14 protein-coding genes and 1 pseudogene are annotated in these 14,997 nt (G+C 57.5%); 4 read left to right on the forward strand and 11 right to left on the reverse strand.

The genetic code is table 11. The features are described from left to right. Nucleotides 1-344: 344 nt before the first annotated feature. The 3 genes and pseudogenes from ACP7BN_RS06915 to ACP7BN_RS06925 form a co-directional block, all read left to right on the forward strand. Nucleotides 345-1,223, forward strand: a pseudogene (locus ACP7BN_RS06915) (methyl-accepting chemotaxis protein); the annotation flags it as partial. 201 nt (nucleotides 1,224-1,424) lie between these two features. Continuing rightward, nucleotides 1,425-2,129: a methyl-accepting chemotaxis protein gene (locus ACP7BN_RS06920; protein ID WP_426202734.1), complete on the forward strand. Its 705-nt coding sequence runs from the start codon at nucleotides 1,425-1,427 to the stop codon at nucleotides 2,127-2,129. A gap of 607 nt (nucleotides 2,130-2,736) precedes the next feature. Further along, nucleotides 2,737-3,120: a DUF6124 family protein gene (locus ACP7BN_RS06925; RefSeq protein WP_426202680.1), complete on the forward strand. Its 384-nt coding sequence runs from the start codon at nucleotides 2,737-2,739 to the stop codon at nucleotides 3,118-3,120. Between the two features lie 53 nt (nucleotides 3,121-3,173). Here ACP7BN_RS06925 and ACP7BN_RS06930 read toward each other — a convergent pair whose 3' ends face one another. Then, on the reverse strand, nucleotides 3,174-3,566 hold the full coding sequence (locus ACP7BN_RS06930) for a hypothetical protein (RefSeq protein WP_426202683.1): 393 nt from the start codon (nucleotides 3,564-3,566) through the stop codon (nucleotides 3,174-3,176). A 93-nt stretch (nucleotides 3,567-3,659) separates the two neighbouring features. Continuing rightward, nucleotides 3,660-3,929 carry a hypothetical protein gene (locus tag ACP7BN_RS06935; RefSeq protein WP_426202685.1) on the reverse strand — a complete coding sequence of 90 codons (270 nt, stop codon included), beginning with the start codon at nucleotides 3,927-3,929 and terminating at the stop codon, nucleotides 3,660-3,662. Between the two features lie 331 nt (nucleotides 3,930-4,260). On the opposite strand from ACP7BN_RS06935, the gene ACP7BN_RS06940 reads away from it, so the two are divergent. Then, nucleotides 4,261-5,286, forward strand: coding sequence for an AraC family transcriptional regulator (locus tag ACP7BN_RS06940; RefSeq protein ID WP_426202687.1), 1,026 nt, complete (start codon nucleotides 4,261-4,263; stop codon nucleotides 5,284-5,286). A gap of 240 nt (nucleotides 5,287-5,526) precedes the next feature. Here the strand turns inward: ACP7BN_RS06940 and ACP7BN_RS06945 are convergent, their stop codons facing one another. From ACP7BN_RS06945 to ACP7BN_RS06985, 9 genes are all read right to left on the reverse strand, one after another. After that, nucleotides 5,527-5,895 carry a glyoxalase superfamily protein gene (locus tag ACP7BN_RS06945; protein ID WP_420651076.1) on the reverse strand — a complete coding sequence of 123 codons (369 nt, stop codon included), beginning with the start codon at nucleotides 5,893-5,895 and terminating at the stop codon, nucleotides 5,527-5,529. Nucleotides 5,896-6,002: 107 nt separating this feature from the next. Beyond that, complete coding sequence (locus ACP7BN_RS06950; RefSeq protein ID WP_426202689.1) at nucleotides 6,003-7,460, reverse strand: D-aminoacylase; 1,458 nt, start codon at nucleotides 7,458-7,460, stop codon at nucleotides 6,003-6,005. 26 nt (nucleotides 7,461-7,486) lie between these two features. Then, the gene (locus ACP7BN_RS06955; RefSeq protein WP_426202691.1) at nucleotides 7,487-8,125 is read right to left on the reverse strand and encodes a YdcF family protein; all 639 of its coding nucleotides are present in this window, start codon (nucleotides 8,123-8,125) and stop codon (nucleotides 7,487-7,489) included. Next, a complete protein-coding gene (locus ACP7BN_RS06960; RefSeq protein WP_426202693.1) occupies nucleotides 8,122-8,739 on the reverse strand; it encodes an HAD family hydrolase in 618 nt (205 codons plus the stop codon). Before ACP7BN_RS06960 ends, ACP7BN_RS06955 begins: the two co-directional genes overlap by 4 nt. Before the next feature lies 1 nt (nucleotide 8,740). Next, entirely contained in the window at nucleotides 8,741-9,916 is a 1,176-nt protein-coding gene (locus ACP7BN_RS06965; RefSeq protein ID WP_426202695.1) for an MFS transporter, read from the reverse strand. Between the two features lie 66 nt (nucleotides 9,917-9,982). Further along, complete coding sequence (locus tag ACP7BN_RS06970; RefSeq protein WP_426202697.1) at nucleotides 9,983-11,704, reverse strand: carbamoyltransferase family protein; 1,722 nt, start codon at nucleotides 11,702-11,704, stop codon at nucleotides 9,983-9,985. Nucleotides 11,705-12,159: 455 nt separating this feature from the next. Further along, on the reverse strand, nucleotides 12,160-13,053 hold the full coding sequence (locus ACP7BN_RS06975) for an NAD-dependent epimerase/dehydratase family protein (protein WP_426202699.1): 894 nt from the start codon (nucleotides 13,051-13,053) through the stop codon (nucleotides 12,160-12,162). A 103-nt stretch (nucleotides 13,054-13,156) separates the two neighbouring features. After that, on the reverse strand, nucleotides 13,157-14,068 hold the full coding sequence (locus ACP7BN_RS06980; protein ID WP_426202702.1) for a LysR substrate-binding domain-containing protein: 912 nt from the start codon (nucleotides 14,066-14,068) through the stop codon (nucleotides 13,157-13,159). A 72-nt stretch (nucleotides 14,069-14,140) separates the two neighbouring features. Then, nucleotides 14,141-14,905, reverse strand: a complete 765-nt coding sequence (locus ACP7BN_RS06985) for a sulfite exporter TauE/SafE family protein (RefSeq protein ID WP_420651068.1) — start codon at nucleotides 14,903-14,905, stop codon at nucleotides 14,141-14,143. Nucleotides 14,906-14,997 lie beyond the last annotated feature (92 nt).

Genomic DNA, 14,997 nt, shown 5'->3' on the forward strand with positions numbered 1-14,997 from the left:
GGCGCGTGTGCAGCCGGTGAAACCCATGTGAAAAAAGTCTTGAGGCAGCTTAGGCAAAGCTTGTTACAGAATTTGTCCGACAAAAAACCTTTCAGCTCTCGCAAACACGGCCGATACAGACCTGCTAACACCCTTGCTGGCTCGAAAAAAACAACAATCTTCCAGCCCAACTGACGATCAAGAAGCACAACGTTTCTGGAGGAATTGTGATGAATAGCTGGTTCGGCAACATCAGCGTGAACCTTAAACTCGGCCTGGGATTCGGCCTGGTTCTGGCACTGACCTGCGTCCTGGCCCTGACTGGCTGGACCAGCCTCGGTGGCCTGATTGACCGCAGCAACTGGATGAGTGACATCACCCAGCTCAATGCCGGTCTGACCAAATTGCGCGTGGTGCGCCTGCAATACATGCTGACCAACGGCGACGAAACCGCCGCGCAGAATGTGCAGACCACCCTCGACGGTTTCGCCGCGCAACAGCAAGCGCTGATCAACAGCTTCAAGAGCCCGGAGAACGTCAAACTGCTCAAGCAGCAGGCGGCAACCATCGCCGAGTACCAGACGTCGCTGAACAAAATGCGCAACGCCTACCGCACCGGTAACAGCGCGCGCGACACCATGAGCGTCAACGCTGACACGGCCTATAAACTGATCGAATCGATCAGCGCACGCGTGCAGCAGATGGACATGAGCGAACAGCGTTTCGAACAGTTCCAGGCGATTACTGCGGCCAAGGAAGCGTTCATCCTCGCGCGCTACGAAGTGCGCGGCTACACCGCCACCACCAATGCCGAAACCGAGCAGAGAGCGGTTAGCCAACTGGACGCGGCAATCGCCAGCCTCAAACCGCTGAACGTGCATTTCGCCGCCACCCAGCAAGACGCATTGCGTCAGTTGGAGACCGCACTGGTCAACTACCGCAGCGCTCTGCAGGCGTTCAAGAACGCCAACATCGAAGCGGTGCAGGCGCGCAAGGAAATGACTGATCAAGGCACGACCATTGTCGCCTTGAGCGAGCAGCTGTATCAGATTCAGCTTGATCGTCGCGATGTGGAAAGTGCCCAAGCCCGGACTTTCCAGTTGATCAGCACCCTGCTGGCGCTGCTGGTTGGCGTGATCGCTGCGGTGATCATTACCCGTCAGATCACCCGTCCGCTACGTGAGACCATGGCCGTTGTCGAGCGCATCGCCAGCGGTGATCTGAGCCACAACGTGGTCGTCACTCGTCGCGACGAACTCGGCGTATTGCAACAAGGCATTGCGCGCATGGGCGTGACCCTGCGTGACCTGATCAGCGGCATCCGCGACGGCGTGACCCAGATCGCCAGCGCCGCCGAAGAACTGTCAGCCGTTACCGAGCAGACTAGCGCCGGCGTCAACAGCCAGAAGATCGAGACCGATCAGGTGGCCACCGCGATGCACGAAATGACTGCCACCGTGCAGGAAGTCGCGCGCAACGCCGAAGAAGCCTCGCAAGCCGCAGCCGCCGCTGATGGCGAAGCCCGCGAAGGCGACAAAGTGGTCAACGAAGCCATCGCCCAGATCGAACGTCTGGCCAGCGAAGTGGCGCGCTCCACCGAAGCCATGGCCGTGCTGCAACAGGAAAGCGACAAGATCGGCAGCGTCATGGACGTGATCAAAGCCGTGGCCGAACAGACCAACCTCCTGGCGCTCAACGCCGCGATCGAAGCCGCGCGTGCCGGTGAAGCCGGCCGTGGTTTCGCGGTAGTTGCCGACGAAGTACGTGGCCTCGCCCAGCGCACACAGAAATCCACCGAAGAAATCGAAGGCCTGGTGGCCGGTCTGCAAAACGGTACTCAACAAGTCTCGGCCGTGATGAACAACAGCCGCGCCCTGACCGACAGCAGCGTCGCGCTGACGCGCAAGGCTGGCGTATCCCTGGAAAACATCACCCGCACGGTGTCGAACATCCAGTCGATGAACCAGCAAATCGCTGCTGCTGCGGAAGAACAAAGTGCTGTAGCTGAAGAGATCAGCCGCAGCATCATCAACGTGCGCGACGTGTCTGAACAGACTGCGGCGGCGAGTGATGAGACGGCAGCGTCGAGCGTTGAACTGGCGCGGTTGGGTGGGCAGTTGCAGCAGATGGTGAGTCATTTCCGCGTTTGATGCTTTATTGGCGTTGAAGCTGAAATCGAATCGCGGGCAAGCCCGCTCCCACAGGGATCGAGTCGGGCACAGATGTTGTGTTCGACACATAACCTGTGGGGGCGGCGGTGCGACGATTCGACTTGCCCGCGATTGCGGTCTTACTGAAGAAACTGTGTTGAAGCCCGCTAGAGACAGTGGGCTTTTTTGTGAGCTCAAATTTTACACGCCGGATGGATTTAGCCAGCGCTTCTCCCAGCATGTTGTTAGTGAGTAAACAGGGTGTATAGAAGCTGTTTAACGAGCCGTCGTGACACGTCCAGTAGCCCACAAAACCTTGCGCCTTTGCCTACAGCTACGCCAGAATCCGCCGGCTTGTGCGTCTTGGGCATGCTGGGTAATTTGGTTGCTTCACTGATTCCCAGTGATCGAGCTTAGCGGCTCGGGTTGTTCTCAGTGCACAAGTCTTATCTAGTCAGACATACGTCTGCGCTCGATGGTGGCTGTGCGCATGGCACCCTCGGGTGCACCGGGTTCTGAGAGCTTACCGGTCCGCTAACTTGCGCACAGCCGCCACCCATTCGCTTAGCGGCGAGATGGAAGCGGCCTCATTAGAGGTAAGCTCATCATGTTCAAAGTAACGCCAAATCCACCGATCACCGAACCAACATCCATCCCCGATCCCGCATCCCCCTACGAATGCCCCGGCTCGAAGAAATTCAACGAAGCCGCCGACCGCGCGCTCGATTATCACTTGGGCCCATTAGCCGCCCACATGATGGCCGCGCCCTACTACACCAACCGCCTCTACATCGCCAACCCCAAGTCCAGCAACGAAGCCTTATTGGTCGACGCCAGCGAAACCCTCGGCTCGGCCAACGTCATGCTCAGCGACTTCGCCGCGACGCTTCAAGGCACGCACCGCAAGACTTTGTTAGGCATTGCGCAGATCGTGATGTTGGGAGAGTTGGCGGTTAATCAGGTGCTGGATAATTTGGTTCCGACTGAGTGACACCAAGCTGTGGCGAAGGGTAGCCCTCGCCACAGCAGTCGAACAACCTCTCACTACCGGCGCCCGATAACAGAATAATCAAAATCCTCTTCAATCCGCAGAATGTGATCGTATTTCGCAGGCTTCGCGGCTCTTGTTAGTTGAACATTCCAACTTACAAGGGCGGTTGTATCGCCTGCCTTGCGGGTGATACCAGTAATCTCTTCTGAGAACGCTTCTCTTAACACGCCAAGAATTTCTTCATTGGTTGCCAGTGCTGGTAGGTTTTTTACTGATGTAGTTGGCATGGCAGTGCTTCCAAGTCGAAAATATTCAAGAAATAAAAACAACATAGCGAACCCGTAATTTGCCACTTCACGCCGCTCAAAAACCACTGTCACAAATGACAGTTTTTTATGACAATTCGCAATATAGGCAATCGAAACTACGAATAACCTTTGATTCAATATTGAAAAAAACTTCCGCACTGAATCCAAATTTTATCGACAAATTTTTTCGGAATTAACATCGCAGGTCTTCCAGCCAGCCGAAGTGGGGAATCAGAAAGTTTCAGCCTCGTATTCATGCACTCGATCAGCAATCAACTCAGCAATGTGCGCGGCCGCGTGATCTTCGCTGTCTGCGTGAGAGTAGAGCTCATCGATCAGCGCCATTCGCACCTGCAAGTCGTCGTCGTTTTTAATACGGTCATTACAGGCCGACAATATTTGTGGCGAAGTAACAATCTGATCGTTGAAATCATCAAGCATCGGTGAAATATCAGCTATTGAGGAATGCAGCACTGCAGGTTCGGCTTTAGTGCGATTCATGTTTTCGGCCTGATCTTAATTGAGGACGAAATTTATCTCGGATGCAGAGTTCTGGTGTGCAGATAGTTCGTCACACTTTGTTGCGCCATTCATTGGGACTGAGTGATCGACGGTGTGGCTAGGACACGACGGATACCGCCAAGAGCCCCCCCTCACCCCAACCCTCTCCCCCAAGGGGGCGAGGGGGAAAGGGAGCCGATTTGTATACAGTCAGCGAGTTCCGCACTACGGCAATACCGCCGCGCCCGCAAATCGTGGACTTTACTCAGGGTTTCAAATTACCTTTTAAAACATCCACCGCCCCGCTGGCCTTGCTCTAGAGAACCCGATCATGCAATCGCTCGGCTTCACCTCCGTCCCCCCACTGCTCAAATACCTGCGCCACGCCGAGCATCTCGGTATGGCGATTGAGCCGGCGTTGGCGGCGGCCGGGTTGCAGGCGCAGCAGTTGAGCGACAACAGCCTGCGTTTGCCGGGTGAGGCGCATGAGCGGTTGCTGGATTACTTTTGCGAGTACTCGGGCGATCCACTGTTCGGTCTGAATGCCGCGTGTTATGTGCTGCCGAATTCGTGGAGCGTGCTCGGTTACATCACCATGAATTGCGCGACGCTTGGCGATGCGATGAGCCGGATCATGCCGTTCGAGAAACTGGTGGGCGACATGGGCGTCAGCCGCGTCGAAGTTCACGAAGACCATGTGAATTTGATTTGGAATTGCCGTTATCAGCGCCCGCGCATTCGCCGGCATCTGGTGGAAAACGTGCTCGGTTCCTGGCTGCACTATGCGCGGTGGATTGCCGACACCCAACTCGCGCCGGCCAGCGTATGGCTGGAACATCCGCGCCCGGCGAACACCACGCAGGAACAGTACGAGCAGTTCTTCGATTGTCCGGTTCTGTTCGATCAGTCTTATTCGGCGTTGATTGTGCCGCTGGCGTATCTGCAATTACCGCTGCGCCAGGCCGATGCGCAATTGCTGCGGACTCTTGAAGAACATGCGATGGGTTTGATGGCGACGCTGGAGGATGCGTCGCTGCAACAGCGGGTGAAAAGTATTCTGCGGCAGTTGCTCAAGGAAGGGTTGCCGCGCAAGGAGCAAGTAGCCGAGCAACTCGCTGTGTCGGTCCGCACGTTGCAACGTCAGCTGCATCTGGCTGGCACTTCGTATCAGCAGATTCTGGATGATTTGCGGCAGGAACTGGCTGAGCATTATTTGCTCAATAGCACGCTGCCGATTCAGGATATTGCGCAGTATTTGGGCTTCAGCGAACCGCGCTCGTTCCATCGAACTTTCAAGAGTCGGCGCGGGATGCCGCCGGGGGAGTTTCGGCAGATGCATCGGGTGGGTGGTGGATGAGTGGGTTGCGGGGGTTTTTGTTTGGATTGGGATTTTTTGCCCTCACCCCAGCCCTCTCCCGGGGGGAGAGGGGGCCGACCGAGGTGTCTGGCGTTGTACATCGACCTGAAAGATCGAGTCGATTATGGATTCGCTAGAGCATTTTCAGGTCGGCGTATTTCCCGAGCATCCCCGGCTCAGTCCCCTCTCCCCCCGGGCGGTCCGACGTTTCGGGAGGGTTAGGGTGAGGGGCTTCTCAGATCAGAGGCTGATCGCATTGGTAAACACCAACCGATTGCCAAACGGATCGGCAATGGTCATGTCCTGGCTGCCCCACGGCATCGCCTGAATCTGCGGGTGCGAGAACTTGTAGTCCTTGGCCAGCAACTGTTGCTGAAACGCCTCGAGTTCATCAGTCTCGATACGCAGCGCCGACCCCGGGCTCGCATCGCCATGATGCTCGGACAGATGCAACACACATTCGCCACGCGACACCTGCAAGTACAGCGGGAAATTCGCTTCGAAGCGGTGCTGCCAGTCGATCTTGAAACCGAGGAAGTCGACGTAGAATTCGATGGCCTTGGCTTCATCGAAGATCCGCAGGATCGGAGTGGTTTTGCCGAAGCTCATGAATTGCTCCCTGACTGGTTGGCCCGACAGTGTAGCTGGGCTGGATGTCAGCACTTCGGCTTGGCTCAGACTTTCTTTAATTGCACTGTGCCACTATGCGACGCAGATCAAATAAAGCCGTCGCGCAAATCGCCCTGCCGTGCCAGAAACCGCCCTTCGCGCCGACCATTGGCCTGCCCGTCCTTGTAGCTCAACACGCCGTTGATCCACACCCCGTCAATCCCCTGCGCCGCGCGTTGCGGATCGTTGAAATCCGCCACATCGCGCACGGTCGCGGGATCGAACAACACCAGATCCGCCCAGTGTCCTTCACGAATTTCGCCGCGTTCCTTCAAGCCAAAACGCGCCGCCGACAATCCAGTCATTTTGTGTACAGCGGTGTGCAGTGGAAACAGCCCGACATCGCGACTGAAATGCCCAAGCACCCGTGGGAACGCGCCCCACAAACGCGGATGCGGAAACGGATCCTCCGGCAAACCATCGGAGCCGACCATCGACAACGGATGCGCAAGAATCCGCCGCACGTCGTTCTCGTCCATCCCGTAATACACCGCGCCGGCCGGTTGCAGACGCTTGGCGGCTTCGAGCAACGGCAGATTCCATTCGGCGGCGATGTCGATCAAGTCGCGGCCACTCACGTCCGGATGCGGCGTCGACCAAGTAATAGTGATGCGATGCGCGTCGGTGACCTGCTTCAAATCCAGCGTCGAAGAACTCGCCGCATACGGATAACAATCGCAGCCGACCGGATGGGTTTTCGCCGCTTCTTCCAGTGACGCCAGCAGTTGCGGACTGCGCCCCCAGTTACCCGCGCCGGCACACTTGAGGTGGGAAATGATCACCGGTGACTGGGCGTGACGGCCGATGCGGAAAGCTTCATCCATCGCCTCAAGTACCGGTTCGAATTCACTGCGCAAATGCGTGGTGTACACCGCGCCGAATGCCGTGAGTTCTTCGGTCAGTTGCATGACTTCATCGGTTGATGCGCTGAACGCACTGGCATACGCCAAGCCTGTGGATAAACCCAACGCACCGGCCTCCAGACTTTCACGCAACTGCTCACGCATCGCCGTAATTTCATCGGCGCTCGCAGTGCGGAACAAGTCGTCGAGGTGATTGCTGCGCAGCGCCGTGTGCCCGACCAGTGCCGCCACATTCAGCGTGGTGTTGGCCGCTTCGACCGCCGCGCGGTAGTCGCTGAAACGCGGATAAACGAAGGCTGCGGCCGTGCCGAGCAAGTTCATCGGATCCGGCGGATTGCCTTTCAAACTCACTGGTGATGCGCTGATCCCGCAATTGCCGACGATCACTGTGGTCACACCCTGGCTGAGTTTGGGCAGCATCTGCGGCTGACGAATCACCACGGTGTCGTCGTGGGTGTGCACGTCGATGAAACCCGGCGCAAGCACCCGGCCAGCGGCGTCGACTTCTTCAACGGCGCGAGCGTCGTGCAGGTCGCCGATGTGCTCGATGCGGCCGTTGAGCAGCGCCACATCAGCGGAGTAACCGGGCGTGTTGCTGCCGTCGATGACCAGCGCGTTGCGAATCAGGGTGTCGTAGAGCATGTCAGTCTCCCGGCAGCGGATCCGCGTCAACTGCTGCCCTTGATCAAATGATGATCGAACCCTTGCTCTATCAGATATCGCCATGCGACCTGAACCTCTTCAGGTACTGCCTGCTCGACCTGAAAACCCAGCGAAGGGTAAACCATGATGCGGTGCACATCACCGACCATTTCGTCGATCAGCCCCAAGACTCCGATCAAATTGCTCACCTCGCCCGGGAAGCTGTAGGAAGGGGCATCCACCGATGCCTCAAGTCCCGGCCATTGCACCGGCACGGTCAACGCCACTCGCCGAATCGAATTCGGCTTGGTCAGAAATGTGGCCCGGCGCACGTCTGGAAACAACGCCCTGGCAAAGGCAATGTTCTCGGCGAAATTGGTAGCGCGCGACTCCAGTGTGAACTGATCCACCGAGACGCCCAATGTCACGGCTCGTTGCGCAAAAACGTCGGCTTCGGTCTGTGCCCACAAATGCCTCGTCCAGTTCCCGGTATTACCGGTGAACAACAGGTGCGGGGCAACACCTTCTTTCAACAATTGGCAGGCGTAATCACACACTCGAAGATCGTATGAACCGCAGACCACGATCAGTTCACATGCGCTATGCGCGCGTCCTTGCGTGAGGTATTCCCATAGCACACCGGCGTGCCGCAGAGTGAGCGTCATGGTAGAGCGAGCCTCCCGGTCAGCGAGATCGGCAGCAGCGTGAAGTCCATATAAGAGTGTGCGGCTCCGTGGGCGATCAGCGTCGGGTCATCGCCGATGCCGATGCATTCTGCACCACTGCTGACCGCTGACTGCACGCCGCTGACGGAGTCTTCGAAGACCAGGCACTCTGCATTTTGACGCCCCAATTGCGCAGCTGCCAGGCAATAGGGATCAGGCGCCGGCTTGCCGCTGCGAACGTCGTCGCGACAGATGATGCTGTCAAACACGTCAGTCAGATCGTGTTGCTGCAGAACGTGGTCGACACGCGCTCGCCAACTGCTGGTCACCAATGCCAAGGGTACGGCGCGATCCTTTAGCCGAGCGATAAACGCGGCCGCCCCCGGCACCATCGGACAGTTCGACACCTGCTCGATGGCGTCGACTTCCTGCTTGATCGCCACACGCTGATCCTCATCGAACTGACCAAACAGGGTCTGCAAGGTATGACCGCCGGGTCTGCCGTGAATATGATCGTCGATGAATGTCTGATCGACGCCAACGCCGTACTTGCGTGCAACGCTGGTCCAGGCAAATTCAATGACATCGCGAGACTGGATAAGCACACCGTCCATATCAAAGCAGACGGCTGTAAACGTTCGTTGTTTCATCGGGTGAACTTCGCATCTTTTGATGGGCGAGAAATGCCAGCACCGTTCCGATCAGGGCGAACAGAGCCATCACATAGTAGGACCACTGCGGGTGTGTCTCGTATAAATATCCGGCAAAGGGCGTAGCCAGCCCCATGGGCAACGCAACAGCCAAGGAGTAATAAACTCCTTGCGTAAAGACCTGAATATCTTGCGGTGCATGGTCGCGGATGAACCGCATGATCGCTGCGTGGTAGGCGGCAAAACTCAGCGCATGCAAGCCCTGGCCGAGCAGAATCAGCGAGACCGCGTCGCTGCCGGAAAACAACGCCCAGCGCAGTGCCGCACAGACACTCGAAAACATCACGATGGACAGTGGCGAGTAATACGACAGGACTTTGCTCGAGAGCGCGAAGTAGATGATTTCCGCAATCACAGCCACCGCCCAGAAGGCTCCGATGGCCGCCGGAGAGAAGCCTTTGACTCCCCAGCCAATGGAGGCTGTGGAAAAATACAAGGTGTGGCTCAGTTGAATAAAACTGGCCGCCGCAATGGCGATCAGCAGACTCTTTTGCGCAAACAGGGCTGTCCAGTCAGGTCGTTTGATGGTGCGGGCGACAGGCTCCAGATGCGCACGGGAAACCTGGTGTTTCAAGTGCAAACACGCCAAAGCGGTGAACAACATGCTTGCGGCGATCATGATCGGCACCCAGGACTGGCCGTACTTCGCGAGCACAAGACCGCCAAGCGTCGAGGTCAGGATGAAGGCCGAGGATCCCACCGCCCGGACCCAGCCATAATTTTGCAACGCCTGTTTGTCGCGCTTGAGCAAATAGGACTCGGACAATGGCAATACAACCATCCACAGCCCGCCAAACAGAATACTGAGGCACACAAATATCCATAGATGTGCCGGAATGAAATAAAACAGCAACGTACAGAACGCCGCCGTGAAGCCGAGAAAAGCGGCGAGGCGCAGTTGGTCCACACGCCAGTCGGCCACATAAGTGATAAACACCCCGGTGAACACCTGTGGCCAATATGCCGCGGCAATCAGCAAGCCTATCTGGCTGGCACTGAAACCCAGTGAATCCAGCCAGGTCGGCCAGAACGGATAGATAATCCCTTCCGCTGCGAAGAACCCGAAAAAGACTAGATACATGCGTCAACCATACGCTTGATACTCCAGAAACAGGGCTCGCGAGGAGCCCCGAACACTGTCAGCCCGCTATTCGAAGCGCTGGCCGGTGAAGCTGTTTTTGCCTTTGCGCCAGACAATCAGGGACTCGCTCATCACCACCAGGTCGACCATCCCTTCTTTCAACGCATCCAGGGCGTCCTGGGAAGAGCACACGATGGGTTCTTCATGGCGGTTGAACGAGGTGTTGATCAAAGCGGCCTGCCCGGTCTTTTGATGCCATGCGTTCAACAGGCGATGCATGAAAGCATCACCTTGCGGGCGGATGATCTGCGGCCGCGCGGTGCCGTCAACGTGCACGACTGCCGGGCTTGCTTCCCTGAACTGCGGGTGACAATCGTAGGTCATGGTCATGGTGTCTGCCGCCACCTGATCCGCGTCCCAACCGACGTAGCAGGCGGGTGCCTGCTCAATGGCCGTGACCGGGCCGAAGGGCATGAACTCCGTGCGGTGCATGCGTTTGTTGAGCCAGTCGTTAACGTCGGCATCCTGCGCGTGGTAGACGATGCTTCGGTTGCACAGCGAACGCGGCCCGAATTCCATCTTGCCCTTGAACATACCCAGCACCTGATTTTCCATCAGAGCGTCGGTCAGCACTTCGATGATGTTCGACGGCGTGTGGTAACCCAGTTCGGGGTAGTCGCGATTGATCAGATTGATGTTCTGCGAAACCGTGCGCGACTCAGGCCCGAGTGCCATTGCAGGGTTTTTGAAGCGCGTGCCTTGCTCCAGATAGGCCGCGCCCACCGCCGCAGCCAGTGCCAACCCGCCATCGCCCATGCACGGCAGCACATAAACATTCTTTACACCGCTGATCTCACGCAGGCGCTGATTGAGTTTGACGTTGCCAAATACACCACCGGCCAGACACAGATTGGTGCTGCCACGTTGCGCCAGATGGTGGGTGACTGTCGCCACCAGCAGGTCTTCGGTATGGCGCTGCACGGCCGCGGCGATATCCTCAGGCGTTTCCCGAGCGAAGAGGGTTTCCAGTGGTTCGCTGTAGTGGTTGTAGGACGGCAGGAACATATCGCCACAACAGGCCTTGATTCGCCCGTCTTCAAAACGGATCATTTGCTGCATCACCCCCAGCAACTTTTGCGGATCGCCAAAAGCGGCCAGTCCAGTGACTTTGCCCTCGTGCCGGTTAGGCTTGTAACCGAGTAAATGGGTAATCCGCCCGTAGAAATACCCCAGACTGTCAATACTGGTTTCGCGTTGCAGCACGGTGGTTTCGGTCGGACTGTGCCAAGTGACCGTCAGGGACTGGAAGTCGCCGCGCCCATCGCACGTCAGGGTCAGCGCTTCGTCGAACGGTGAACAGACATAGGCTCCGAGAGCATGGCACTCATGGTGATCAATGTAATAAGCCTTGCTAGCCAGACCGTTGGCAGAAATATATTGGTCAAACTCGGCGCGTTTCTCTTTATCGTTGTTTATTTCATCGGTTACACGTTGACGGAACTGCGCAAGCCCTTGGGGATTATTCCTGACCTCCTCGACAATTCGATCAAAGTACAACTCAAGGTGTTTTTCGGCATTGAAGCCAGCGTTCCATCCATAGGCAACATAATCGACATCTTCCAGTGACACCCCTGCCTGGCTCAACACGAACTCAATGGACTTTACCGGCCAGATCTTGTGATCCTTTATGCGAGTGAAGCGCTCCTCGCTGACGGCTGAAAGAATCTGACCATCACGTACCAGACAGGCACCCGACAAGTCGTTGTTAGTAACGCCCAAAATGATCATGACTACTCCTTGTTCTTGCCAATTCAGGTGATGACTTCGCCTACGCCGGGGAATGCCCGGCGCCAGCTTTGATTAACATCAGATACGGACTTCATGCTCGCCCCTCGCCACTAAGGAGACGGTCGATCTGCTTCCGCTTGCCGGGATATACCTTCACGAGAAGGCATCAAGAGTGTGTTGCCATCGCGAATTCCATTTGCATAAAACTCCATGAGCAGTAACTTGCTGGCCGGCTTCATGCCTATGCAACAAGTTGTTGCCGTATAACCAGTCGGCGGCCATTAACGCCACCCTGTTTGACCGTGTGAAAGCCTAGTACGAAATTTCTGAAAAACCCCAAACACCCCTGCCTAAAAATTAAATCTTGCTTACAGGCCCCTGTTTCCGGGGACTTCACAGGCAAAAAAAACCGTGGAGCCAACCTGCTGGCTCCACGGTTTTTTTTTGGGGGGGGGTTACACCATTTCGTTACGAATCCATTCAACCACCGACGTGCGTTTCGGCGCCCAGCCCAGCAGTTCGCGGGCGTGTTTGCCGCGTACCCGGCTGTTGGAGCCTAGGCCGTAGTTGGCCATTTCGTAGCCCCACTCGGCTTCGGCGTCTTTAAGTGGCCAGTCTTGTGGTTGGCCGAGGTTCAGCGCTTGGGCCATGGCGGTGGTCATGTCGATGAACGAGGCTTCGCCGCTTTCGACGAAGTAGAAGGTGCCCGGCACATTCTTGGTCAGCGCCAGCAAATACAGAGCGACCACGTCTTCGATGTGCACGTTGGACCAGATGTTCTGGCCAGTGCCGACGTGGCGCACCACGCCGCTCTTGCGTGCCTGTTTGAGCAAACGCGGCAGTTGCACGCTGTCGCGCTTGACGCCGAGGCTGTGGCCGTAGATCAGCGTGTTGCAGATGACTGCCGAATTCACCCCGTCCTTGGCGGCGGCGAGAATCAGGTTGTCGATGGCCACGCGCGCGGCTTTGTCGACGGTTGGCGCCGGCAGGTTGTCCTCGTGGTAGATGACGTCGCTGGATTTGCCGCCGGAAGCGTCGCCGACGATGCTCGAACCGCTAGTGTGCAGGAACACTTTGTTGCTACCGCGCAGGCCGTCGAGCAAAGCTTCGACCGCGCCGCGATGGTCACTGCTGGCGGCGTTGATCACGGCGTCGGCGGCGCGGGCCTGTTCGGCGAGCAGCGCTTGATCTTCGAGGGTGCCGATCACGGGATTGATGCCCAGTGCTTTCAGTTCATCGGCCTGTTCGGCGCTGCGCACCAGACCTGTGACGTGATGCCCGGCCTGCACCAGACCGGTAGCGATGGAACCGCCGATAAAACCGGCAGCGCCGGTAACGAATACGTTCATGGAGAAAGTCCCTGCGTGATTAAGTGATGGGACGAGTATCGACCTGCGACTCGTGCGGAAAAACCCGCCCTCACCCAAATCACTCTTGCGCAGAGATCACGAATCAACCCTGGAAATCGGCGCTGGCGTAGGCCGCGAGCTTGCTCTGGATGAAATCGAGGAAGCATTGAATACGCAGCGCCAGTTGCGAATTGCGGTAGTACACGGCGTTGATCGGCTGGCGATAGCCGCTGTTGTATTCCGCCAGCAGGATCTCAAGACGCCCGGCTCGAATATCGTCGATGGTCATGAAGTGCGAGAGGCAGGCAATGCCCTGCCCCTGCAGTGCCAAATGGCGCACGGTCTCGCCGCTGGAAGCGCTGATTGCGGGCGTGATCGGCCAACGATCGCCATGCACATCGCGCAACGGCCACTGGTTGAGGCCTTCGTTTTGGGTGAAACCGAGCAGCGTGTGTTCGCTCAGATCGGCGACTTGCTTGGGTGCGCCGTACTTTTCCAGATACGCAGGACTGGCGACGATCAGCAACGGGCTGCAACCCAGCGAACGCGCGTGCAGAGTCGAATCGGCGAGGGTGCCGATGCGAATGGCGATGTCGGTGCTTTGTTCCAGCAGATCAATGATCAGATCGTTGCTGTTGAGTTCGAGCTGGATGTCCGGATAGAGCCGGCGGAATTCATCGATGTACGGCACGATGGCATGCAGCATGAACGGCGCGGCGGCATTGATTCGCAAGCGGCCGGAGGGGTTTTGCTGGCGTGAGGACAGGCGTTCTTCGAGTTGTTCCATCTGGTCGAGAATCAGCTTGGATTGTTCGAAAAAGTATTTGCCCTCCTCGGTCAGGTCCATGCGTCTTGTGGTGCGGTTGATCAGCGTGGTGCCGAGCTTGCCTTCGAGGCGCGACAGGGTGCGGCTGACTGCCGAGGGCGTTTGCCCGACCTGCTCGGCAGCAGCGGAAATCGAACCGCATTCGATCACGCAGACGAAAATCTGCAACTCATCGGATCTGGCTTTCACGGGTGTCCTCTTGTGCTCGCCCGGCACAATTGCATTGTGCTGTGAGAAAAGGAGTTTAACCGACGATGGCGACTAACCGTTGACCAGCAAGTGGGCACCAAGCGCTCCCAGACCGATAAAAAACACGCGTTTGAACAACACGGCGCTGATGCGCTGACGCAGCCACTGCCCGAGCAACATGCCGAGCACGGCCGGGATCAGCGCCAGCAACGAGGCGCTCAACTCGCCGCCACCGAGTGCGCCGCGCCACAGCAGTGCGCCGGCCAGTGCCAGGGTCGAGACGGTGAAGGACAGGCCAAGCGCCTGCACCAGTTGATCGCGGTTCAAACCCAAGGCTTGCAGGTATGGCACTGCTGGAATGACGAACACGCCGGTGGCCGAGGTGATGATGCCGGTGATCACGCCGCACAGTGGGCCGAGCCAAGGCTCATGTCGGCGCCTGACGTTCAGGGTAGGCAGGAATAATCCGCTCAGCGCATACAGCAGCAACGCCGCGCCCAAGCCGCGCACCAGCCAATGCCCGCCGGCCATGCCGATCCATAGAGTACCGACGCCGGTACCGAAGAAGATCGTCAGCAGCATGGGCCACAGGCGTTTGATCAGCCCTCGCAGATGTCCGCCAAACGCCAGTTGCCAGACGTTGGTCAATGTAGCGGGAATGATCAGCAATGCGGCAGCCTGTGCTGGCGCCATAGCCAGACCGAGCAGGCCCATGGCGACAGTTGGCAGGCCGAGGCCGATCACGCCTTTGATCAGGCCGGCGAGCATGAAGGTGGCGATGACCAGCAGGGTTAGGGTCAGACCAAGGTTTTGATAGAAATCTGCAAGTGTGTTCATAGGCTGACTTTGCGCTTTGGCCAGAGTGTTGAAAATCTGGCATACACTGAGGCTGCCTCTCACACAGCAAGAGGCTGACAAATCAGTTGTGG

It is taken from the genome of Pseudomonas sp. TWP3-1, assembly GCF_049896625.1.
In the GTDB taxonomy this organism is placed as follows: Bacteria; Pseudomonadota; Gammaproteobacteria; order Pseudomonadales; family Pseudomonadaceae; genus Aquipseudomonas.

Bases quoted from the DNA above. Each gene is read 5' to 3' on its own strand.
- ACP7BN_RS06970 (WP_426202697.1), bottom strand. From the start codon at position 11,704: ATGATCATTTTGGGCGTTACTAACAACGACTTGTCGGGTGCCTGTCTG.
- ACP7BN_RS06965 (WP_426202695.1), bottom strand. From the start codon at position 9,916: ATGTATCTAGTCTTTTTCGGGTTCTTCGCAGCGGAAGGGATTATCTAT.
- ACP7BN_RS06940 (WP_426202687.1), top strand. From the start codon at position 4,261: ATGCAATCGCTCGGCTTCACCTCCGTCCCCCCACTGCTCAAATACCTG.
- ACP7BN_RS06985 (WP_420651068.1), bottom strand. From the start codon at position 14,905: ATGAACACACTTGCAGATTTCTATCAAAACCTTGGTCTGACCCTAACC.
- ACP7BN_RS06935 (WP_426202685.1), bottom strand. From the start codon at position 3,929: ATGAATCGCACTAAAGCCGAACCTGCAGTGCTGCATTCCTCAATAGCT.
- ACP7BN_RS06925 (WP_426202680.1), top strand. From the start codon at position 2,737: ATGTTCAAAGTAACGCCAAATCCACCGATCACCGAACCAACATCCATC.
- ACP7BN_RS06975 (WP_426202699.1), bottom strand. From the start codon at position 13,053: ATGAACGTATTCGTTACCGGCGCTGCCGGTTTTATCGGCGGTTCCATC.
- ACP7BN_RS06950 (WP_426202689.1), bottom strand. From the start codon at position 7,460: ATGCTCTACGACACCCTGATTCGCAACGCGCTGGTCATCGACGGCAGC.
- ACP7BN_RS06955 (WP_426202691.1), bottom strand. From the start codon at position 8,125: ATGACGCTCACTCTGCGGCACGCCGGTGTGCTATGGGAATACCTCACG.
- ACP7BN_RS06960 (WP_426202693.1), bottom strand. From the start codon at position 8,739: ATGGACGGTGTGCTTATCCAGTCTCGCGATGTCATTGAATTTGCCTGG.
- ACP7BN_RS06945 (WP_420651076.1), bottom strand. From the start codon at position 5,895: ATGAGCTTCGGCAAAACCACTCCGATCCTGCGGATCTTCGATGAAGCC.
- ACP7BN_RS06920 (WP_426202734.1), top strand. From the start codon at position 1,425: ATGACTGCCACCGTGCAGGAAGTCGCGCGCAACGCCGAAGAAGCCTCG.